This window comes from Candidatus Palibaumannia cicadellinicola, assembly GCF_001269425.1.
Taxonomy (GTDB): domain Bacteria; phylum Pseudomonadota; class Gammaproteobacteria; order Enterobacterales; family Enterobacteriaceae; genus Baumannia; species Baumannia cicadellinicola_A.
This window is the reverse complement of sequence record NZ_CP011787.1, coordinates 282,679-304,508: the sequence shown is the minus strand read 5'-3', so window position 1 is coordinate 304,508 and position 21,830 is coordinate 282,679. Positions and strand designations below refer to the sequence as shown.

The 21,830-nt window shown below is 28.5% G+C and carries 29 protein-coding genes, 1 tRNA gene and 1 pseudogene; 8 read left to right on the top strand and 23 right to left on the bottom strand.

Annotated features, from left to right (window positions below; genetic code table 11):
- Positions 1-5 precede the first annotated feature (5 nt).
- The 22 genes from rpsH to trxB form a co-directional block, all read right to left on the bottom strand.
- Positions 6-398, bottom strand: coding sequence for a 30S ribosomal protein S8 (gene rpsH / locus AB162_RS01370; RefSeq protein ID WP_053096837.1), 393 nt, complete (start codon positions 396-398; stop codon positions 6-8).
- 46 nt (positions 399-444) lie between these two features.
- Entirely contained in the window at positions 445-750 is a 306-nt protein-coding gene (gene rpsN, locus AB162_RS01365) for a 30S ribosomal protein S14 (protein WP_053096835.1), read from the bottom strand.
- Between the two features lie 27 nt (positions 751-777).
- The gene (gene rplE, locus AB162_RS01360; protein WP_053096833.1) at positions 778-1,317 is read right to left on the bottom strand and encodes a 50S ribosomal protein L5; all 540 of its coding nucleotides are present in this window, start codon (positions 1,315-1,317) and stop codon (positions 778-780) included.
- Positions 1,318-1,331: 14 nt separating this feature from the next.
- Positions 1,332-1,658 (bottom strand): 50S ribosomal protein L24, encoded by a 327-nt coding sequence (gene rplX / locus AB162_RS01355; RefSeq protein ID WP_053096831.1) that lies wholly within the window; start codon positions 1,656-1,658, stop codon positions 1,332-1,334.
- Between the two features lie 20 nt (positions 1,659-1,678).
- Complete coding sequence (gene rplN, locus AB162_RS01350) at positions 1,679-2,050, bottom strand: 50S ribosomal protein L14 (protein WP_053096829.1); 372 nt, start codon at positions 2,048-2,050, stop codon at positions 1,679-1,681.
- A 19-nt stretch (positions 2,051-2,069) separates the two neighbouring features.
- Positions 2,070-2,339: a 30S ribosomal protein S17 gene (gene rpsQ, locus AB162_RS01345; protein ID WP_053096826.1), complete on the bottom strand. Its 270-nt coding sequence runs from the start codon at positions 2,337-2,339 to the stop codon at positions 2,070-2,072.
- A gap of 7 nt (positions 2,340-2,346) precedes the next feature.
- Positions 2,347-2,541, bottom strand: coding sequence for a 50S ribosomal protein L29 (gene rpmC, locus AB162_RS01340; RefSeq protein WP_053096824.1), 195 nt, complete (start codon positions 2,539-2,541; stop codon positions 2,347-2,349).
- Positions 2,541-2,951 carry a 50S ribosomal protein L16 gene (rplP, locus tag AB162_RS01335; RefSeq protein WP_053096822.1) on the bottom strand — a complete coding sequence of 137 codons (411 nt, stop codon included), beginning with the start codon at positions 2,949-2,951 and terminating at the stop codon, positions 2,541-2,543. Before rplP ends, rpmC begins: the two co-directional genes overlap by 1 nt.
- Before the next feature lie 12 nt (positions 2,952-2,963).
- A complete protein-coding gene (gene rpsC, locus AB162_RS01330) occupies positions 2,964-3,665 on the bottom strand; it encodes a 30S ribosomal protein S3 (RefSeq protein ID WP_053096819.1) in 702 nt (233 codons plus the stop codon).
- A gap of 16 nt (positions 3,666-3,681) precedes the next feature.
- Complete coding sequence (gene rplV, locus AB162_RS01325) at positions 3,682-4,014, bottom strand: 50S ribosomal protein L22 (protein ID WP_053096817.1); 333 nt, start codon at positions 4,012-4,014, stop codon at positions 3,682-3,684.
- Positions 4,015-4,068: 54 nt separating this feature from the next.
- The gene (rpsS, locus tag AB162_RS01320; RefSeq protein ID WP_053096816.1) at positions 4,069-4,347 is read right to left on the bottom strand and encodes a 30S ribosomal protein S19; all 279 of its coding nucleotides are present in this window, start codon (positions 4,345-4,347) and stop codon (positions 4,069-4,071) included.
- Between the two features lie 32 nt (positions 4,348-4,379).
- Positions 4,380-5,201 carry a 50S ribosomal protein L2 gene (gene rplB, locus AB162_RS01315; protein WP_053096814.1) on the bottom strand — a complete coding sequence of 274 codons (822 nt, stop codon included), beginning with the start codon at positions 5,199-5,201 and terminating at the stop codon, positions 4,380-4,382.
- Positions 5,202-5,220: 19 nt separating this feature from the next.
- Complete coding sequence (gene rplW / locus AB162_RS01310; RefSeq protein WP_053096812.1) at positions 5,221-5,526, bottom strand: 50S ribosomal protein L23; 306 nt, start codon at positions 5,524-5,526, stop codon at positions 5,221-5,223.
- On the bottom strand, positions 5,523-6,134 hold the full coding sequence (rplD, locus tag AB162_RS01305) for a 50S ribosomal protein L4 (RefSeq protein WP_053096810.1): 612 nt from the start codon (positions 6,132-6,134) through the stop codon (positions 5,523-5,525). The genes rplW and rplD overlap by 4 nt, the downstream gene beginning before the upstream one ends.
- A gap of 10 nt (positions 6,135-6,144) precedes the next feature.
- Positions 6,145-6,780, bottom strand: a complete 636-nt coding sequence (gene rplC / locus AB162_RS01300; RefSeq protein WP_053096808.1) for a 50S ribosomal protein L3 — start codon at positions 6,778-6,780, stop codon at positions 6,145-6,147.
- A gap of 35 nt (positions 6,781-6,815) precedes the next feature.
- The gene (gene rpsJ, locus AB162_RS01295; protein ID WP_053096806.1) at positions 6,816-7,127 is read right to left on the bottom strand and encodes a 30S ribosomal protein S10; all 312 of its coding nucleotides are present in this window, start codon (positions 7,125-7,127) and stop codon (positions 6,816-6,818) included.
- A 469-nt stretch (positions 7,128-7,596) separates the two neighbouring features.
- A complete protein-coding gene (artM, locus tag AB162_RS01290; RefSeq protein WP_082239275.1) occupies positions 7,597-8,244 on the bottom strand; it encodes an arginine ABC transporter permease ArtM in 648 nt (215 codons plus the stop codon).
- 11 nt (positions 8,245-8,255) lie between these two features.
- Positions 8,256-8,936 (bottom strand): ABC transporter permease subunit, encoded by a 681-nt coding sequence (locus AB162_RS01285; protein WP_053096804.1) that lies wholly within the window; start codon positions 8,934-8,936, stop codon positions 8,256-8,258.
- A 5-nt stretch (positions 8,937-8,941) separates the two neighbouring features.
- Positions 8,942-9,673 (bottom strand): transporter substrate-binding domain-containing protein, encoded by a 732-nt coding sequence (locus AB162_RS01280; RefSeq protein ID WP_053096801.1) that lies wholly within the window; start codon positions 9,671-9,673, stop codon positions 8,942-8,944.
- A gap of 45 nt (positions 9,674-9,718) precedes the next feature.
- On the bottom strand, positions 9,719-10,447 hold the full coding sequence (gene artP, locus AB162_RS01275) for an arginine ABC transporter ATP-binding protein ArtP (protein WP_053096799.1): 729 nt from the start codon (positions 10,445-10,447) through the stop codon (positions 9,719-9,721).
- Between the two features lie 43 nt (positions 10,448-10,490).
- On the bottom strand, positions 10,491-10,709 hold the full coding sequence (gene infA, locus AB162_RS01270) for a translation initiation factor IF-1 (RefSeq protein ID WP_053096797.1): 219 nt from the start codon (positions 10,707-10,709) through the stop codon (positions 10,491-10,493).
- A gap of 112 nt (positions 10,710-10,821) precedes the next feature.
- Positions 10,822-11,784, bottom strand: a complete 963-nt coding sequence (gene trxB, locus AB162_RS01265; protein ID WP_053096795.1) for a thioredoxin-disulfide reductase — start codon at positions 11,782-11,784, stop codon at positions 10,822-10,824.
- 69 nt (positions 11,785-11,853) lie between these two features.
- Between trxB and AB162_RS01260 the strand changes: the two genes are divergently transcribed.
- From AB162_RS01260 to serS, 3 genes and pseudogenes are all read left to right on the top strand, one after another.
- Positions 11,854-13,707 carry a DNA translocase FtsK 4TM domain-containing protein gene (locus AB162_RS01260; protein WP_053096793.1) on the top strand — a complete coding sequence of 618 codons (1,854 nt, stop codon included), beginning with the start codon at positions 11,854-11,856 and terminating at the stop codon, positions 13,705-13,707.
- A 235-nt stretch (positions 13,708-13,942) separates the two neighbouring features.
- Positions 13,943-14,374 (top strand): annotated as a pseudogene (locus AB162_RS02930) (outer-membrane lipoprotein carrier protein LolA).
- Between the two features lie 45 nt (positions 14,375-14,419).
- Positions 14,420-15,712, top strand: a complete 1,293-nt coding sequence (gene serS, locus AB162_RS01255; protein ID WP_053096791.1) for a serine--tRNA ligase — start codon at positions 14,420-14,422, stop codon at positions 15,710-15,712.
- 49 nt (positions 15,713-15,761) lie between these two features.
- On the opposite strand, the gene AB162_RS01250 is transcribed toward serS, so the two are convergent.
- Positions 15,762-15,851 (bottom strand) — tRNA-Ser (locus AB162_RS01250).
- Positions 15,852-15,946: 95 nt separating this feature from the next.
- On the opposite strand from AB162_RS01250, the gene AB162_RS01245 reads away from it, so the two are divergent.
- The 5 genes from AB162_RS01245 (at position 15,947) to ruvB (ending at position 21,795) form a co-directional block, all read left to right on the top strand.
- A complete protein-coding gene (locus AB162_RS01245) occupies positions 15,947-16,684 on the top strand; it encodes a phosphatase (RefSeq protein ID WP_053096789.1) in 738 nt (245 codons plus the stop codon).
- A gap of 371 nt (positions 16,685-17,055) precedes the next feature.
- Positions 17,056-18,837, top strand: coding sequence for an aspartate--tRNA ligase (gene aspS, locus AB162_RS01240; protein ID WP_053096787.1), 1,782 nt, complete (start codon positions 17,056-17,058; stop codon positions 18,835-18,837).
- A gap of 747 nt (positions 18,838-19,584) precedes the next feature.
- Entirely contained in the window at positions 19,585-20,073 is a 489-nt protein-coding gene (gene ruvC / locus AB162_RS01235; protein WP_053096785.1) for a crossover junction endodeoxyribonuclease RuvC, read from the top strand.
- A 100-nt stretch (positions 20,074-20,173) separates the two neighbouring features.
- Positions 20,174-20,788 carry a Holliday junction branch migration protein RuvA gene (gene ruvA / locus AB162_RS01230; RefSeq protein WP_053096783.1) on the top strand — a complete coding sequence of 205 codons (615 nt, stop codon included), beginning with the start codon at positions 20,174-20,176 and terminating at the stop codon, positions 20,786-20,788.
- Positions 20,785-21,795 (top strand): Holliday junction branch migration DNA helicase RuvB, encoded by a 1,011-nt coding sequence (gene ruvB, locus AB162_RS01225; RefSeq protein ID WP_053096781.1) that lies wholly within the window; start codon positions 20,785-20,787, stop codon positions 21,793-21,795. Before ruvA ends, ruvB begins: the two co-directional genes overlap by 4 nt.
- Positions 21,796-21,830 lie beyond the last annotated feature (35 nt).

The following is a 21,830-nucleotide window of genomic DNA, read 5'->3' as shown; positions in this document are numbered from 1 at the left end:
TTACGTTACGTTACATAGCAAATTATTTCACCACCAATACCTGCTTGGCGAGCGGCATAATCAGTCATAATTCCTTTAGACGTAGAAATAATTGCAATCCCCATACCTCCCATAATTTTAGGTAAAGCATCTTTTTTTTTATACAGACGTAGGCTAGGTCTACTAATTCGCTTAATGCTTTCTATTACTGGTTTGCCCTGAAAATACTTAAGTACTATTTTTAATTTTGGCTTAATTTTCCCTTCAATTTGATAGGATTCAATAAATCCTTCTTCTTGAAGTAAATTAGCAATTGCTTCTTTAAACTTAGAAGACGGCATAAATACTGTAGTTTTTTTCGCTATTTGACTATTACGAATACGAGTTAACATATCTGCAATTGGATCTTGCATACTCATCTATGTTTTTCCATAATTAAATTAGTATTATTATTTAAGTTAGTTACTACCAACTAGCTTTTCTTAAGCCAGGAATATCTCCACGCATTGCAGCTTCCCGTACTTTAATACGACTTAACCCAAATTTTCTCAAAAAAGCATGTGGACGACCAGTTTGACTACAGCGATTTCTTTGACGAGATGGACTAGAATCTCTTGGTAATTTTTGTAATTTGATTATAGCATCCCAACGTTCTTCAGCTGAAGAACGTACGTCAGATATAATTTTTTTTAGTTTAATACGTTTTGTAAAATATTTAGTAGCTAATATTACACGTTTTAGTTCTCGTGCTTTTATAGACTGTTTAGCCATGAGAAAACTATACCTTTTTATGTTATTTTAATTACGAAATGGAAAACTAAAAGCTGATAATAAGGCATATCCTTCATCATTAGATTTTGCAGTGGTTGTTATGGTAATATCCATACCACGAATGCGATCAATTTTATCATAATCAATTTCTGGGAATATAATTTGTTCAGCTACTCCAATAGTAAAATTCCCATAACCATCAAAAGATTTTGCGGAAAAACCACGAAAGTCACGAATACGTGGTATAGCAATAGAAATTAACCTTTCAAAAAAATCCCACATACGGTTACCACGTAGAGTAACTTTACAGCCTATAGGATAACCTTGACGAATCTTAAAGCTAGCAATAGATTTACGTGCTTTAGTAATAAGTGGTTTTTGACCTGAAATAGCCGCTAAATTAGCTACAGCATGATCTAGTATTTTTTTATCAGCAACGGCTTGACCAACACCCATATTTAAAGTAATTTTTTCTATTTTAGGAACTTGCATAATAGAATGGTAACTTAATTGTTTCATTAAATTAACAACTATTACTTTTTTATAATAGTCATGCAATTTGGCCATATTTTTGCTCCAAATTAATCAATAATTTCGCCGTTAGATTTAAAAAATCTAAATTTTTTTAATTTTCCATTTACATTTTTAGTTTTAAAACCAATACGATCTGCTTGATTATTTTTAGCATTAAAAATAGCAAGATTAGAAAGATGAATAGCAGCTTCTTTCTCTATAATACCACCTTGCTTATTAAGCGTAGGTACTGGTTTTTGGTGTTTTTTTATTATATTTATTCCAGAAACAATTGCTTTTCCAGTAGAAAATACTATTTTTACTTTTCCGCGCTTTCCTTTATTCTTACCAGTTAATACAATGACTTCATCATCACGACGGATTTTTGCTGCCATTATTTCTTCCCTTAATTTAACTACAGCACTTCTGGTGCTAAAGATATTATTTTCATAAATTTTTCAGTACGTAATTCACGAGTTACTGGTCCAAATACTCTAGTACCAATCGGTTGTTCATTAGTATTATTTAATAATACACAGGCATTTCCATCAAAGCGAAATACTGACCCGTCAGGGCGACGTATCCCTTTTTTAGTACGTACTATTACTGCTTTTAGAACATCACCTTTTTTTACTTTACCACGAGGAATAGCTTCTTTAATAGCTATTTTAATTATATCACCTATTCCCGCATAACGACGGCGAGAACCACCAAGCACTTTGATACACATCACATTACGTGCACCTGAGTTATCAGCAACAGTAAGTATAGTTTGCTCTTGGATCATAAAATTCTCCAATATATTTTTATAACCAAAATTGATGTAAAGAAAATAATTTTTTTAAAATACGTACAAGCATCCAAGATTTTGTTTTAGAAATTGGACGACATTCTTTTATTTCAACTACATCACCAACTTTACTACTATTTAACTCATCATGAACTGATATTTTTGTTGTTCTTTTTATATATTTACCATATATAGGATGTTTAATAAAACGTTCTATAGCTACTACTATAGATTTATTCATTTTATCACTTACTACACGACCTTGTCGAATACGAATATTATTCATTTTATTATCAACCCGTATTCTTATTAATTGTTAATAATGTCTTTACACGTGCAATATTATTCCTTACTTTTCTTAGTAAGTTAGTTTGTCGTAATTGTCCGCTTGCGGCTTGCATACGTAGGTTAAATTGCTCACGAAGTAAACTTATTAATTCTTGATTTAATTCTGTAGTATTTTTATTACGTAACTCTTTTGAGATCATTAGATTATCATCTTTTTTACAAAAGTTGTTAGTATTGGTAGTTTAGCTGTGGCTAGCTTAAATGCCGCGCGAGCTAGCTCTTCTGTCACTCCATCTATTTCATATAATATTTTACCTGGTTTAATTACGGCAACCCAGTGTTCAACGTTACCTTTACCCTTACCCATACGTACTTCAAGTGGTTTTTCAGTTATAGGTTTATCTGGAAAAATTCTTATCCAAATTTTTCCTTGTCTTTTGACTGCACGTGTTATAGCACGACGTGCTGCTTCTATTTGACGAGCAGTTAAATAACCACGATTAATAGCTTTTAAACCAAAAGTGCCGAAATTAATATTTGAATTTAATGTAAAACCACGATTCCGACTTTTTTGCATCTTACGGAATTTTGTTCGCTTTGGTTGTAACATTAGTGATGTTCCTCACTTACGGCTTTTACGTTGCGGTGCTTTTAGCGGATTAGATAATACTAGTGGTGGTTCAATTGCTATTATATTATCTAATATTTCACCTTTAAAAATCCAAACTTTTACTCCGATTACACCATAAGTAGTATTAGCTTCAGAGAAGCTATAATCTATATCTGCTCTTAAAGTATGTAAAGGAACACGACCTTCACGGTACCATTCTTTACGTGCTATTTCAGCACCACCTAAACGGCCGCTAATTTCAACTTTAACTCCTTTAGCACCTAAACGTATAGCATTTTGCACTGCACGTTTCATAGCACGACGAAATATTATTCTTTTTTCTAACTGTGAAGCTATACTATTAGCAACAAGTGTTGCATTAAGTTCTGGTTTACGTACTTCAGTAATATTAATTTGTGCAGGAACAGCTGCAATATTTGCTACTGCCTGACGTAATTTCTCAACGTATTCGCCTTTTTTACCAATAACAATACCTGGACGAGCTGTATGAATGGTTACGCGAATACTCTTAGCTGGACGTTCTATAATAACTCTAGAAATAGACGCTTTTGATAATTCACTCATAATAAACTGACGAACTTTAAAATCGCTATTGAGGTTGTTAGCGAATTCTTTGGTATTTGCATACCAAGTAGAGTTCCAGTGTTTAACAATCCCCAAGCGCATCCCATTAGGATGTACTTTATGACCCATTACTAATCTCCATAGTTTAACTATCAGATACTACAACTGTAATGTGGCTAGTACGCTTTATAATATGATCTGCTCTACCTTTAGCACGAGGTAGAATACGTTTTATGCTAGGCCCAACATCAATAAAAATTTTTGAAATTTTTAGATTATCTATATCTGCTCCATAATTATGTTCAGCATTAGCAATAGCAGATTCTATGACTTTTTTTACTAAAACAGCAGCTTTTTTGTTAGTATAATTTAATATATTTAGTGCTTGATCTACTTTTTTAGTACGAACTAATTCAGCTACTAATCTTAATTTTTGAGCTGAAGAACGAGCGTAACGATGTTTAGCAACAGTATTCATGTATTTTTATACCTTTTACTCTAATACTCTTCTACTCTTCTAATACTCTAAATCCTAACGCTTTTTAGTTTTTTTATCTGCTGTATGACCGCGATAAGTACGTGTTGGGGCAAATTCACCAAGTTTATAACCAACCATATCATCAGCAATAAAAATAGGTATGTGTTGTCTTCCATTATGAACAGCAATAGTTAAACCTATCATTGTAGGAAAGATTGTTGAACGACGAGACCAAGTACGAATAGGTTTTTTATCACTAGTTTTCACCGCTTTCTCTACTTTCTGCAGTAAATGCAGATCAATGAAAGGACCTTTCTTGAGAGAACGTGGCATGAAATTATCCTCTAATTATTTATATTTCTAATTTACGACCCACGGCGATGTATAATAAACTTATCAGTTAGTTTATTATTACGTGTTTTCTTACCTTTAGTTTTTATTCCCCACGGAGATACCGGGTGTTTCCCAAAATTACGACCTTCTCCCCCACCATGGGGATGATCAACAGGATTCATTGCTGTTCCCCTAACAGTGGGACGAATACCACGCCAGCGATTTGCACCTGCTTTACCTAACATGCTTAACATATGTTCATGATTGCCTACTTCACCTAATGTAGCACGACATTCAGAGTGAATTTTACGCATTTCACCAGAGCGTAAACGTAAGGTAACATACTTATCATCACGAGCTAAAATTTGAACATAAGTACCAGCAGCACGAGCTAACTGCCCACCTTTTCCTGGTTTTATTTCTACATTATGTACTATAGAACCAAGCGGTATATTACTCATTGGTAGAGTATTACCAGCTTTTATTATAGCATTATTACCAGATGTAATTTGATCACCTACTTTTAATCCTTTAGGTGCTAAAATATAACGACGTTCACCATCTTTATATAAAGATAAAGCGATATTAGCTGACCGATTTGGATCGTATTCAATTCGCTCTATTATTGCTGGAATGGAATCTTTGTTACGTTTAAAGTCTATTAAACGATAACGTTGTTTATGTCCACCACCAATATGACGAGTAGTAATACGTCCATTATTATTACGACCACCTGATTTCCTTTTTTTTTCTAATAAAGGAACAAAAGGTTTGTTATTATGTAGTTCAGTATTAACTATTTTTATAACATGTCGTCGAGCAGGAGATGTTGGTTTACATTTTACTATAGTCATAGTTTTAACAATTCCTAACTTATTTGATACTGCTGCTTATAAAATCTAAATTTTGTTTATCTGTTAGAGTTATATAAGCTTTTTTCCAATCACTACGTAAACCAATACGTCGTCCATGACGTTTTACTTTACCTTTTACAACTATAGTATGTATTTTTTTTACTTTTACTGTAAATAATTTTAGTAAAGCATTTTTAATGGCTCTCTTAGTAGAGTTTTTAGCTACTTTTAAAACAAAAGTATTATTTTTTTCCATCAATACAGATGCTTTCTCAGAAACATGCGGAGCATGTAGTACTTTAAACACACTTGTTTCAGGTATCATACTAACTTGTCCTCAAGTTTTTTGATAGAATCTGCTGTAATTATAACTTGTGCAAAATTTATTAAACTAATTAAATTAATATTAGTAGTATTAACGTCACAAACATCTACTTTATAAAGATTACGTGCAGCTAAACATAAATTTTTATCTAACTGATGAGTTATAATAAATACATTTTCTAATGCCATATCTTTTAGTTTTTTTACTAATAATTTAGTTTTTGGTGCGGTAATAGCAAAATTATTAACAATAATTAATCGTTGTTGACGTAATAATTCAGAAAAAATACTTTTTATAGCTCCACGATACATTTTTTTATTTATTTTTTGACTATAATCTTGTGGTTTAGCAGCAAAAGTTATACCTCCTGAACGCCAAATTGGACTTTTTACTGTACCAGCACGAGCACGGCCAGTACCTTTTTGACGCCATGGTTTTTTATTCGAACCTACTACTTCAGCACGATTTTTTTGAGCCAGACTCCCTTGTCGTGCATTTGCTGCATATGCAACAATTACCTGATGTATCAACGATTCATTAAAATTACACCCAAAAATGGTTTCGGACACAGTAAACGCTTGTTGCGTGTCTTGTAATACCAATTCCATTCTTATCTCCTTAATGTGCTAGCTTAATAGCTGGTTTGATAATCAGATCATTCCCTGGTGCTCCTGGAATAGCACCTTTTACTAGTAATAAATTACGTGTTTTGTCAATACTTATTACCTCTAAATTTTGAACAGTTACGCGTTTATTACCCATTTGTCCTGCCATTTTTTTACCTTTAAATACTTTTCCTGGAGTTTGGTTTTGACCTATAGAACCCGGGACTCTATGAGATAATGAATTACCATGACTAGCATCTTGAGTATGAAAATTCCAACGTTTTATTGTGCCTGAGAATCCCTTACCTTTAGAAATACCTGTAACATCTACTTTTTTAATATTAGCTAATTGTTCAATGGTTATACTTTGACCTATTGTTATTGAATTTGTATTTGTAACACGAAATTCCCATAAACTACGACCTGCTGCAACTCCTGCTTTTATAAAGTTACCAGCTTCAGGTTTAATTATCTTGTTAGCTTTTTTTATTCCAGTAGTAACTTGAAAAGCACAATATCCATCTTTTTTTATAGATTTTATTTGAGTTACTCTATTTACTTCTATTTCTATAATAGTTATTGGTATAGAGATACCATCTTTAGTAAAAATGCTAGTCATACCAATTTTTCGTCCAATTAAACCTTTCATTAATTTGGACTCCTTATTATCATTAACCAATTAACTTAACCTAAGCTAATTTGCACATCAACACCGGCAGCTAGTTCTAAACGCATTAAAGCATCAACTGTTTTTTCTGTTGGTTCAATAATATCAACTAGACGTTTATGAGTTCTAATTACATATTGATCTCTAGCATCTTTATTTACATGCGGAGAAATTAAAATAGTAAAGTACTCTTTCCGTGTCGGTAGCGGAATCGGACCATGTACTTGAGCTCCAGTACGTTTAGCAGTATCTACAATTTCTGCAGTTGATTTATCAATTAAACGATGATCAAAAGCTTTTAACCTTATACGTATTCTTTGGTTCTGCATAATACCAGCGCTCCGATTAAAATAAAACTTACATTTTGGTACTAATTGTATTAGCTTTTTTAAAGAAAAAGTAGTTTTTTTACAAAAAAATATTTTATATAATTTTAAGTCAATTTAAGCTAATAATCAAGATAATTTGAGAAAAATGCTTATTGCTATGTATATTTATAATTTAGTTTATTAACTTTAACTAATAAATATATCTATTTTTTATTTTAAAAATTGTTGCAAAGTCTACTATATTAGTAGATGCTTATTAAGCAGTTATTTTAAATATAAATGTATTTAAATAATTAAATAAAATAAAATTAAAATATATATGTAAAATTATGTTAATTTTAACATTTTAAATTAATTATAAATAGTTTTTATACAGTACTACTGATTGTAGTGCTAGTTATTAGTATCTAGCTTCGTAGCTCACTATAAGCGCTGAACATAAAAAATAACTAATTACGTATATCAAAAATTAACTGTTTTTTGTAAAAATATTCATTAAGTATAGTAAAATACTATTTACGCAAAAATATATAACTCCAGCAGCTAAAAATACTAATAAATCATAACTTCTTCCATAAAGAAATTTACTATAGCCCATGATATCCATAATAGTAATAGTATAAACTAGTGAAGTACTCTTAAATACTAAAATTATTTCATTAGTATATAATCGTAATGATTTTTTTATAGCTAATGGCATTAATATACCTAAAGATTGTTTTTTATTCATACCAAGCGCAGTACAAGCTTGCCACTGTCCAGATGATATAGTACGGATTGATCCAATAAATAATTGAGTACTATATGCAGCACTATTAAGTGCTAATGCTATTATAGCACATAGCCAAGGATGTGATAATAAAGATAATAACCAATAATTAGCATATAAAGTTGTTAACTGTCCGAAGCCATAATAAATAAAAAACAGTTGTATTAAAAATGGCGTACCAGTAAATATTATAATATATAATTTAATTAATAGTGAAAAAAAATTTTTTTTTAAAATTATTTTTTTTGTAAAAAATAATGATAATAAAAATGCTAATATAATAGATATTAGCATTAATATTAAACTTGTTGGTAAACCTAATAATATTATTTTAATATAACTAAACATTAACATACTGCCTAATTAAAACGATTAACTAAAAAATTTATTTTTAATAAAATTAAGTTACTTAACAAAGTAATTAATATATAAATAAAAGCTGATAATAAATACCATTTATAAGGTTTATTAGTAATTAATATAATATTTTTAGTTTGAAACATCAAGTCATTAACGCTAATTAGTGAAACTAAAGCAGTATCTTTTAATAACACTAACCACTGATTACCTAATCCTGGTAATGCATATTGCCACATTTGTGGCAGTATTAACTTAAAAAAAATAACATTATTATTCATTCCTAATACTTGACCTGATTCCCATTGGCTTTTTGATATTGATTTAAAAGCTCCAGATATTATTTGATATGCAGATGCAGCATATATTAATGCTAATGCTATTACACCACATAAAACTGGACTAATATTTATATAATTAATATTACCTATGTTAAAAATAATATTATTTAGTATAACTAATAATTTTGATATTCCTAAATAAATAAATATTACTACTAATACTTCTGGTAAACTACATATAATTAAAAATAAAAATTTACCTATTATTAATAATATTTTAAAAATTTTTAATTCTTCTATAATAGCAATACTAATGGCTAAAGTTAGTCCAATTATCATTGCTAATAATGCTAGCTTAAGTGTTGTAATAGTAGCACTAATTAATAGGTATATTTCTATCATTAAAATTAATTATTAAACCATTTTGTATAAATTATTTTATAAGTTCCATTATTTTTAATATTAGTTAATGCTTTGTTTAATTTTTCTAATAAAATTAGATTATCTTTTTTTATAGCAATACCAAGACCTGTACCAAAATAATATTTATCAGTAATTTTTTTACCAATAATCATTAAATTATTATCTTTTTTTATCCATTGATTAATTACAGCTGTATCACCGAAAACACCATCTAAACGTCCATTTTTTAAATCTAGAATAGCATTCTGATAGCTATCATAAGAAACAATATTTATATTAGGATATCTATCTATTAAATATTTTTGATGAGTAGATCCATATTGAGTGCCAATTTTTTTATTTTTAATCTGAGTTGACAGAACAAATTTATTTTTTTTAGTAGTCACTATTATTGCGGAATTATTATAATATGAATTAGTAAAAGAAATTTTTTTACTACGTTCTGGAGTAATATCCATTCCAGCTATTACTGCATCACAACTGTGATAATCTAAGCTTGGAATAAGATTATCAAATGCTTGATTGGTAAATCTGCAAGTCATTTGCATTGTTTTACATAATGCATTAGCAATATCAATATCAAATCCTATAATGTTATTATTAGCACTAATAAATTCAAATGGTGCATAAGTTGCATCAGTAGCAAAGCGTACAGTCTCAGTAATAGCTGAAAAATTAAATATATTAGATAATAATATTATTATTATTTTTTTCATAATTTTATATGTTTAAAATTAAATATTTAAAATATTTTTACTATGTTAGTGTGATAAATAATTAGCAAAATTTATTGTTTGTGGACAAGTAAAATGGCTAGCATCGCCTTGTTCTATAATTTTACCACTTTCCATATATACTACATAACTAGCTATTTTACGCGCTAGTTCAATTTCATGCGTAACAATGACTTGAATAATACCAGTTTGTGATAATTCACGAATAATACTAATAATTTGTGCAGTAATTTCTGGATCTAATGCAGCAGTTGGTTCATCAAATAGTAACACCTTGGGCTCCATCATTAATGCACGTGCAATTGCTACTCTCTGTTGTTCTCCACCAGAAAGATGCAAAGGAAATCGATCAGCAAAATTTTTTAGCTTTAATCTATTAAGTAATTTATCAGCTCTAATATTAGCAATGGCACGAACTACTCCTTGTACTCGACAAGGAGCTTCAATTAAGTTTTGTCGTACGGTCAAATGAGGCCATAGATTATATTGTTGAAAAACCATCCCTACCTGCTTACGTAGGGAAATAATAGCATTAATTTTAGGGACATTACTAAAATCAAAATGATTACCAGCAATATTTAATTGACCGTTACTAGGAATTTCTAGTAAATTTAATATCCTGAGTAAAGAACTTTTACCTGCACCACTTGGTCCCAGTAGTACGACTATATCACCTGATAAGCAGGTAAGATTGATATTAAATAGCGCTTGATACGTTCCATAAAAAAAGTTAATTTCTCTTAGAGTAAGTTGCATAAATGTTTTATATAAATTAATTATTATTTTTAATAAATTTAATTTATCTACTACGGAATATAATACGTCCTTTTTTTAAATCATATGGAGTTAGCTCAACAGTTACTTTATCACCTGTTAATATTCTGATATAATTTTTACGCATTTTACCAGATATATGCGCCGTAACTATATGACCATTTTCTAATTCAACACGAAAAATAGTATTAGCTAAAGTATCTAATACAGTACCTTGTATTTCAATATTTTCTTCTTTTGTCATATATACCTATATACCTCTTATATCCATCCAATAAGATGTTAATAAGTAAGATTAATTAATTGATTAATTTAAATTTTTTTTAAATTAATTTAAATGTTTTATACTAATATTATTAGTTAACACATTTTAGTGTATTTAGATAACGTTCTGCATCTAAAGCAGCCATACAACCAGTACTAGCTGCAGTAATTGCTTGACGATAATGTTGATCTGTAACATCGCCAGCAGCAAATATTCCAGGTATTGAAGTTACCGTTGCATTACCATTGGTACCTGACTGTACCTTAATATAACCATTTGTCAAAGCTAGTTGTCCATTAAAAATTGAAGTATTTGGATTATGCCCTATAGCAATAAAAATTCCTGCCACAGATAAATGTTCTAATGTGTTAGAAATTAAATTTTTTAAAATTAAACCAGTAACTGAAATTTTATTTCCTGTAATTTCATTAACTATTTTATTAGTATGTAATATAATATTACCATTGTTCACTTTGTTCATCAGTCTATTTAATAAAATTTGTTCGGCACGAAATATTTTACTACGATGAATAATATGTACTTCTTTAGCTATATTAGAAAGATATAGTGCTTCTTCGACAGCAGAATTACCACCTCCTACTACTGCAACTGTTTGGTTATGATAAAAGAAACCATCACATGTAGCACAAACTGACACTCCTTTACCTTTGTATTCATCTTCTGAAGAAATTCCTAAATAACGTGCTGAAGCACCTGTAGCAATAATAAGTGCGTTACAAGTATATTGATTAATATCACCTACTAAATAAAACGGACTTTGTTTTAAATTAACATTAACGATATTATCATATAATATTTTTGTATTAAATTTTATTGCCTGAAGATACATACGTTCCATTAATTTTGGTCCAGTTAATGTTTGGGGATCTCCAGGCCAATTTTCTACTTCATTAGTAGAAATAAGTTGACCACCTTTGCTTATTCCAGTAATAAGCAAAGGATGTAAGTTCGCTCTTGCTGCGTATATAGCAGCAGTATAACCAGCAGGTCCAGAGCCTAAAATAATGATTTTATGATGTTGTAATTTACACATAATTTATATTTTAAATAAATTTATTTTATACATTTTATCATAATAAATAGATAATTAGTATCTATATACATGTTATTGCTAATATTGACTATATTTTTTATTTTTTCATGCTATTTAATAGCTATTGTATTTAGCTTTGATACTTATGATCCTAGTTGGTTACAATTTAGTGGAATTATTCCAATCCATAATATAGGTGGTAAAATAGGATCTTGGCTAGCAGATACTTTATTATTTTTTTTTGGACTATTAACATATATAATACCATTTATTATTTTTTATAATTGCTGTTGTATATTTGTACAACGTAAACATATTAATTTATTTAATGTATCTATTAAAATAATTAGTATTTTTTTAATAATTATTACTTCTTGCTGTCTTATTAATTTTAATTATAAAAATATATATGTTAATTCTGGAGGTATAGTTGGATTATTATTAAGTAATTATTTATTAAAATTTTTTAATAAAAATATTATAACAATAATATTATTAATCATTTGGGTTATTAATGTTATATTTCTAACTAAAATAGTTTTTTTATCGATTATAGATATCATCGGTAAAATAACAATAATTATTGTTAATCAAATAACAAAAATTAAAAAAAATATAAAAAAATTATTTTTTTCAGAAAAACACAATTTATTAGAAATAAAAAAAATCAATCATTTAAATAATGAGCTTAATAAAAATAAAAATTTAATTAAAAAAAAACATGATATTAAGTTTATAAGTAAGTTTAATAATTTTAATTTTTTTAGTAAAATTTTTACATTACCTTCAATGTCTATTTTACCTAAAATAGAAAACAAAAAATACAAAGTAGATAACTTATATTTAGATAAACAATCAAAATTAATAGAATTATATTTAATTAATAATTATAATATTAAAGTAAAAATTTTAAACATTATTACAGGACCAGTAATTACTCGTTTTCAGTTAGATGTAGAACCTGGTGTCAGTGTATCAATTATCTATAAACTATCAAAACAATTAGCAAAAGTATTATCTACTGATAAATTAAAAATAACAAAAGAAATTATTAATGGAAAATATTATATCGGTATAGATATACCTAATAAACAACGTAATACAATTTATTTAAATGAAGTATTAGACAGTCATGAATTTATTACATTAATATCACCATTATCTTTAATTCTTGGAAAAAATATTTTTGGTAACACAGTAGTGATCGATTTAAAAAAAATTCCTAATTTGTTAGTGGCTGGTACTAAAGGTTCTGGAAAAACAGTAGGACTTCACACTATGATTTTAAGTATTTTGTATAAAGCAACACCACAACAAGTAGGTTTAATTATTATTGATCCTTATATATTAGAACTTTCAGTGTATAATGGAATACCTCATCTTTTAACCAACGTAGTTACTGACATTAATGATGCCATGAATATCCTATGTTGGTGTATTAGTGAAATGGAGAGACGATATCAACTAATGTCACTTATTGGATTAAGTGATTTAGATACTTATAATAAATATATTAAAACAAATAATAATTTATCTATCTCTATCTTAGAACCATTACCATATATTGTAATTATAGTTCATGAGTTATCTGATATTATTGGTAACAAAATAGAAGATTTAATTGTTTGTTTATCACAAAAAGCTCAAGATTCTGGTATTCACTTAATACTTTCTACACAACGTCCATCTTTAGATATTATTAAAAGAATAATGAATAATAACATGACTACTCGTATTGCTTTTACTGTTTCCAGTAAAACAGAATCAATAATCATTTTAGATCAAACAGGTGCTGAGTCTTTACTTGGTATGGGTGATATGCTTTATCTTGCTCCTAATGCATCATTACCAATACGTGTTCATGGAGTATTAGTGCATAATATAGAAATCAATTCCGTAGTAAATTATTGGAAAAATATATAAAATATAATCTTAACCTAGAATAAATTTAATATTTAATTAAAATTAATACTATAATCAAATTACAAAACTAATAATAACAATATTTTATTTTTTTTATAATCCCACTAGTATCAGCATGAGCTAATGATAATGATATATTAAAAAATAGGTTTAATAAAATTAATAATTTGTATGCTAATTTTACTAAATTAATAATGAATTTAAAAAAAATATAATACACCAAAGTTAAGGGAATATTTTATTTAAATATACTAATTATTTGAAATTACATTTAAATTTACCAGATGAAAATATATTAATATCATATGGTAAAACATTATTAATGTATAATCCATTTGTAGAACTCGTAATTGCTAGTTTGTGAAAAAATTATATTTATGATACACCATTAATATTAATAATATTAAATTTTAATAATGATTGGAAAAAATACAATATTAAAAATAAAAATTTATTTACATTAATACCAAAAGACAAAAATAGTAATTTGGAGACATTTACTATACAAATTACCACTAATGGAACTATTAAGGAATTTGTTATGATTGATAAAAATTGTTTATATAGTATATCTAAATTTTTTAACAACAAAAGAAAAATAATCAATACTAAAGAATTTAAATTGAAATTACCGTCAATGGTATCATTATATGATCAACGTAAATAAAAATCAAAAATATTATTATTTTAATATAAATATAGGTTGAATAATATGATTGATATGGACTTATTACGTTATGATATTATTAATATAGCTAAGAAACTTAATCGTAGAAAATTTTTATTAGATACTGAACAATTTAGTCAGCAAGAAAAACTACGTAAAACATTACAAACTAAAAAAGAACAGTTACAAGCTGAACGTAACTATAAATCTAAGATAATTAATTATAATAAAGATCTAAAATTAGATATTAGTATAATATGTAAACAAGTATCAAAAATAAATCAACAATTAAAAATTATTAAATTAGAGTTAGATTCTTTGCGAAATAAAATTAACGAATCTATACTGGTACTACCAAATATACCTGCAGACGATGTTCCAGATGGTGAAAATTATAAAGATAATATTGAAGTTTTACGCTGGGGTGAGCAAATTAAATATTATTTTCCAATAAGAGATCATGTTGATTTAGGTCTTATCCATGATGGTATAGATTTTACTGCTGGAGTAAAACTAGCAGGTTCACGTTTTGTTGTTATGCGTGGACAAATTGCTTGTCTACATCGTGCTTTATCGCAATTTATGTTAGACTTACATACTCAACAACATGGTTACCAGGAGTACGCTTTACCATATTTAGTAAATCAAACTTCATTGTATGGGACTGGTCACTTACCTAAGTTTACTAATGATTTATTTCATATAAAGCCACTACACAAAGAAAATACAAATAATTTTTATACTTTAATACCAACTGCTGAAGTTCCTTTAATTAATTTACTTCGTAGTAAAATTTTTGATGAAGAGATGTTACCATTGAAAATGACAGCTCATACTTCATGTTTTCGTTCTGAAGTAGGGTCTTATGGTAAAGACACCCGCGGACTAATTCGTATGCATCAGTTTGATAAAGTTGAATTAGTACAGGTAACCACACCAGAACAATCAATGCAAGCACTAGAAAATATGACTGGACATGCAGAGCAAGTATTACAATTATTAAATTTGCCATATCGAAAAATACTATTATGTACAGGTGATTTGGGTTTCGCATCATGTAAAACTTATGATTTAGAAGTATGGTGTCCAGCACAAAATACTTACCGTGAAGTGTCTTCTTGCTCGAATATTAGTGATTTTCAGGCACGTCGTATACTAGCACGTTTTCGTAGTAATAAAAGTAAAAAATTAAAATTTCTACATACTTTAAATGGTTCGGGTTTAGCAGTTGGCCGTACTCTTATTGCAGTTTTAGAGAACTACCAACTTTCTGATGGACGTATTAAAATACCAGTTAAACTAGTACCTTACATGAAAGGATTAGATTATATTGGCTAAATGTATTGAGTTATACACACACCACATACATATTATTCAAAATGGTAAATGGCGGTGAGAAAGGGATTTGAACCCTTGATACACTTTTGTGTATACATGCTTTCCAAGCATGCTCCTTCAACCACTCGGACACCTCACCCTTACCTAAAAATTTTTATTTTTTATATTAGTTTAAAAATAAAATAAAATCACTATAATTCACTTAATTGAATATCAGTAATAAAAGGAACATCCATGTATCCCGTAGATCTGCATATACATACTATTGCTAGTACTCATGCTTATAGTACACTGCATGATTATATTGCTGAAGCAATAAAAAAAGAAATAAAATTGATTGCTATTACAGATCATGGTCCTGATATGGCAGATGCTCCACATGAGTATCATTTTATTAATATGCGTATCTGGCCAAGAATTATTAATGGAATAGGTATATTACGTGGCATTGAAGCAAATATTAAAAATGTTAATGGTGATATTGATTGTCCATCGATAGCACTCGATGCTATGGACTTAATTATTGCAGGTTTTCATGAAACAGTGTTTCCACCACAAGATTTAAGCATACATACAGCTGCTATGATTGCAACAATGTCAAGAGGTAAAGTACACATTATTAGTCACCCTGGTAATCCACAATATCCGATTGATATTTCTGCAGTAGTAGAGGCGGCAGCTTATTATCAAGTAGCATTAGAGCTAAATAATTCTTCATTTACTCATTCAAGACCAGGTAGTGCATCTAATTGTCGTGCGATAGTTGCAGCAACTAGAGATGCTAATGGTTGGTTAGCTCTTGGATCTGATTCTCATGTGTCTTGGTCATTAGGTAATTTTGATCATTGTAAACGTATTTTACAAGAAGAATCATTTCCAGAGGAAAGAATATTAAATGTTTCTCCACAAAAAGTTTTATCTTTTTTAAAACAAAAAAGTAATTTACTAATACCTGATTTATGTAATTTTTAATTTTAATTATATTTTACAAATATATTATTACGCCATATATTATATAATACACAAATATATAAAAATTAATAATTTTTTGAAATGATTATTCACTAATAACGCAATTAATTATAAATTGTAATACAATATAACTAAATTATTAATTAAATTAATACCTAATTTTAATTGATATTTAAATAAATATTTAACGGATATTATTATAGCAGTGCATAATAAATATATGGTATTAATTATTATATAAATATAATTATTAAATTTATTATGTACAATTATTAATTGTAATTAAATCTAAAAAATAGATTATATCAATAATATTGATTATAATTGATAATATAGATTATCAATTTTATTAGTCAGTAAGGATATTATTTATGCGTACTGTATACTGCGGGCAGCTAAATAAATCATATCTTGGGCAAGAAGTTACTTTATGCGGTTGGGTTACTCGCCATAGAGATTTTGGTAAATGTATTTTTATTGAAATAATAGACCGAGAAGGACCAGTACAAGTATTATTTAATTATAATTACCCAATTATATTTTCCAGTGCTACAGAACTACGTAATAATTTTTGTGTCCAAATAACTGGTATTGTACAAGCTCGTCCTGATAACCAAATTAACTATAATATGGTTACAGGAGAGGTCGAAGTATTAGCAACTAAATTAACTATAATTAATAGCTCCAAGCCATTACCATTAGATAATAATAAAAATAATACTGAAGAGCAACGTCTAAAATTTCGTTATCTTGATCTCCGTCGTCCAGAAATGGCACAACGTATAAAATTACGTGCACGTATTACTAGCTTAGTAAGAAAATTTCTGGAAGAGAAAGGTTTCTTGGATATTGAAACACCAATGTTAACAAAAGCTACACCAGAAGGTGCTCGTGACTACCTAGTACCAAGCAGATTTTATAAAGGTAAATGTTATGCACTACCGCAATCACCACAATTATTTAAACAATTATTAATGATATCTGGTTTTGATCGCTATTACCAAATTGTCAAATGTTTTCGTGATGAAGATCTACGTGCTGATAGACAACCGGAATTTACCCAAATAGATATTGAAACTTCATTTATGACAGCATCAAAAGTATGTGAATTGATGGAAAATTTAACTAGTTATTTATGGAAAATAATTAAAGGAGTAGAACTAAAAAAATTTAATACCATGAGCTATGCTGAAGCTATATGCCGTTTTGGTACTGATAAACCTGATTTACGTAATTCTATGGAACTGGTTGATATTGCCGATTTAGTAACACAGGTTTCATGGAAAATTATGGCTGATCTTGCAAAGAATAAAGAAAACAGAGTAGTAGCACTACGCGTACCAGGAGGCGCTGCTCGTATTAATAATACTAAGATAAAAGAATACGAGAAATATGTTAATAACTTATATGGTGTTAAATTTATAGTATGTATGAAAATTTATAAGCGCAACATGGGTATCGAAGGAATAAAAAGTCCTATAACTAAATTTTTAGTTCCAGAAGTAATTAATGCTATATTAGAACGAACCAAGGCTAGTGATGGAGACATTTTGTTTTTTGGCGCAGATAATGTAAAAATTATTTCCTATGCAATAGGAGCACTACGTATTAAATTAGGAATAGACCTAAATTTAAACGACAAAAATATTTATTCACCGTTATGGATTGTCGATTTTCCTATGTTTAAAGTAGATAATAAAGGTAATTTAAGCGCAGTACATAATCCATTTACTGCACCTAAAGATATGAATATAGTAAATTTATCCAAAAATCCATTAATTGCAATAGCTAATGCATATGATATGGTAATTAATGGATACGAAGTGGGTAGTGGTTCAGTAAGAATTCATAGTGAGGAAATACAACAAACTATATTTAGTATTTTGGGGATGACTAAAAACGAGCAGCTGGAAAAATTTGGTTTTTTACTTGATGCCCTAAAATATGGTACCCCTCCACATGCTGGTTTTGCTTTTGGTCTTGATCGTCTTGTTATGTTACTCACTGGTACAGATAATATTCGTGACGTTATAGCTTTCCCAAAAACAAATACTGCTGTTGATCTAATGATTAATGCTCCAAGTGTAGCTAATACTAATGCCCTAACAGAACTATCTCTTGCTTTCATTAAGACCAAAAATATAAATAATTAATAGGTTATAATAATAAAATTATAAGTATAGAATAATTATGTATACTAATGATAGTAAATATTGCTAATACTAAATATCTTAAAGTTAAGAATAATGCTAAAAAAATTTTTTTACTACAATTATCCTATAATTAGTGACTGCAGCTAGTGTGGTTAAAATACTAATTTAAATTATAGGTTACGCGTTGCAATATATCCAAGACTATCTTTTAATATTACAAGCGAAACTATAAATAGTGCTATAACATGCTCTAACCATAGGTATTATAGATAACAATGCAACTATCCTATATGAAGGATAGATACTAATGTCTAAGTAGTAATTATGTACGTAATAAATATACAGTTAGTACTATTATATTTATTATTTATTCAAAAAACAAGGAGTAATATCTTTTATTTATAAAAAGATATTCACGAATATATATTAATGTACGTAGCTTTATAATATTTTATTAATGAGATAATTTGTATCAAAATTGTGCTATTGATATTTATACTAAACAATACTAATTAATTTTAAAGCTACATTTAATAATGTAAGTTTAACTACTAAATTCTAACATTTAGAATTTATTTCTTTTATTTCTTTAATTATGAATTAATAGCATAAACATGCTGTAATTAAATTAAATTGTTTAATTAATTTATTAAATACTTCATATTAAGGAAAATATATTGATAATAATAGAAATATTTATTAGTTATCAATAAAAATAACTAATATTAAAATAAATATGGCTAAATAATGACTATTATTATAGGTATTGACCCTGGTTCACGCATGACTGGTTATGGTGTTATATGTCAAAAAGAACAAAGTATTAGCTATGTAGCTAGTGGTTGTATTAGAACCAAAGTCAATGATTTCCCTAACCGATTAAAATTAATTTATATTGGTGTAAACCAGATTATTACTCAATTTAAGCCGCAATACTTTGCTATTGAGCAGATTTTTATAGCTAAAAATTTTAATTCGGCGCTGAAGCTTAGTCAAGCAAGTAGTGTGGCTATAGTAGCAGCTATGAATAATAATATTCCAGTATTTGAATATGCTGCCCGGCAAGTAAAACAGACATTAGTAGGTATTGGTTCAGCTGAAAAAAATCAGGTACAGCATATGGTACGTACCTTACTTAATTTATCAACTACTCCGAAAGTTGATGCAGCAGATGCATTAGCAATAGCTATAACACATTGCCATGTTAGTAAAAATGCTATTCACGAATACTTATAATAAGATCAAAACCTTAATATAGCTAGTCTAGCTAGTAAGTTAAATTATTTTACTTATATAAAAATTATCAAACTTATATATCTAAAAAAGGAAGTTCAATGTGATTGGACGTATAAGAGGCATAATTATAGAAAAACAGCCGCCACTAATATTATTAGAAATATACGGGATAGGTATAAGTTATGAAGTGTATATGCCTATAACATCTTTTGATGGATTACCGGGAATTGGTCAAGAAGTTACCCTATATACTCATTGTATTGTACGCGAAGATATAAAAATTTTATTTGGTTTTTTTAAAAAAAACGAGATTATACTATTTCGGGAACTAATTAAAGTTAATGGTGTTGGACCCAAACTAGCGTTAGCTATTATTTCTGGTATGTCAGAAAAAGAATTTTATAGCGCAGTAGCAAATAACGAAATTAATACTCTAATTAAATTACCAGGAGTTGGTAAAAAAACAGCAGAACGTCTTTTAGTAGAAATGAAAGACAGATTTAAAAATACCTATAAAACATTCCTATCTATAGGAGAATTACCAGATTTTACAGATAATAAAAAAGAAGCGATCGCAGCACTAATTTCCCTAGGTTATACCTATAATAACGCTAGCCAAATGGTTAACAAGGTAGCTCAATCTAGTATAGGATCTAACTGTGAAACATTAATAATAAAGGCATTACGCACAACTATATTAGGAGAAAATGATTGATAGAATCTGATGATAGTTTAATTTCTAAAGAAGAAGTAGTCGATTACCACTATAGGCCAAAAAAATTAGTGGATTATATTGGCCAACCTAGTATAAGTGAGCAAATGAAAATTTTTATTCAAGCTGCAAAAATACGCGGAGAGGCATTAGACCATATATTACTTTTTGGTCCACCTGGATTAGGTAAAACTACGTTAGCAACTATTATTGCTAACGAAATGGAGGTACACCTGCGTAGTACATCTGGTCCTATTTTAGAAAAAGCAGGAGATTTAGCCGCAATACTAACCAACTTAGAATCGCATGACGTATTATTTATAGACGAAATTCATCGTTTACCACATGTAGTTGAAGAAATATTATATCCTGCAATGGAAGATTATCAGCTAGATATAATGATAGGTGAGGGACCAGCAGCACGTTCAATTAAAATAAAATTACCAAAATTTACGTTAGTTGGTGCAACTACTAGAGCAGGATCTTTAACTTCACCATTACGTGATCGTTTTGGTATTGTCCAAAGATTAGAATTTTATTCTAATAAAGACTTACAAAAAATTATACAACTTAGTGCTACTTACCTATCGTTGACTATCACTGATGGTGGAGCAATTGAAATTGCGCGACGTGCAAGAGGTACTCCACGTATCGCTAATAGGCTTCTAAGAAGAGTAAGAGACTTCGCAGAAGTAAATAATAATGCTGCTAGTAGTAGTGATGGTAATAATAAAATTACTATAGATGTAGCAATGAGAGCACTAAATATGCTTAATGTTGATACTGCTGGATTGGATTATATGGATCGTAAATTACTACTCGTAATTATTAATAAATTTTTTGGAGGACCAGTAGGATTAGATAATCTAGCAGCAGCTATTGGTGAAGAAAAAGAGACTATAGAAGATGTACTAGAACCATTTTTAATCCAACAAGGGTTTATCCAACGAACACCTAGAGGACGTATTGTTACTGATGAAGCTTATCGTCACTTTAGTTTACAAAGGTAAGTGCAATTACTAAATTATAAGTATAATATACTACT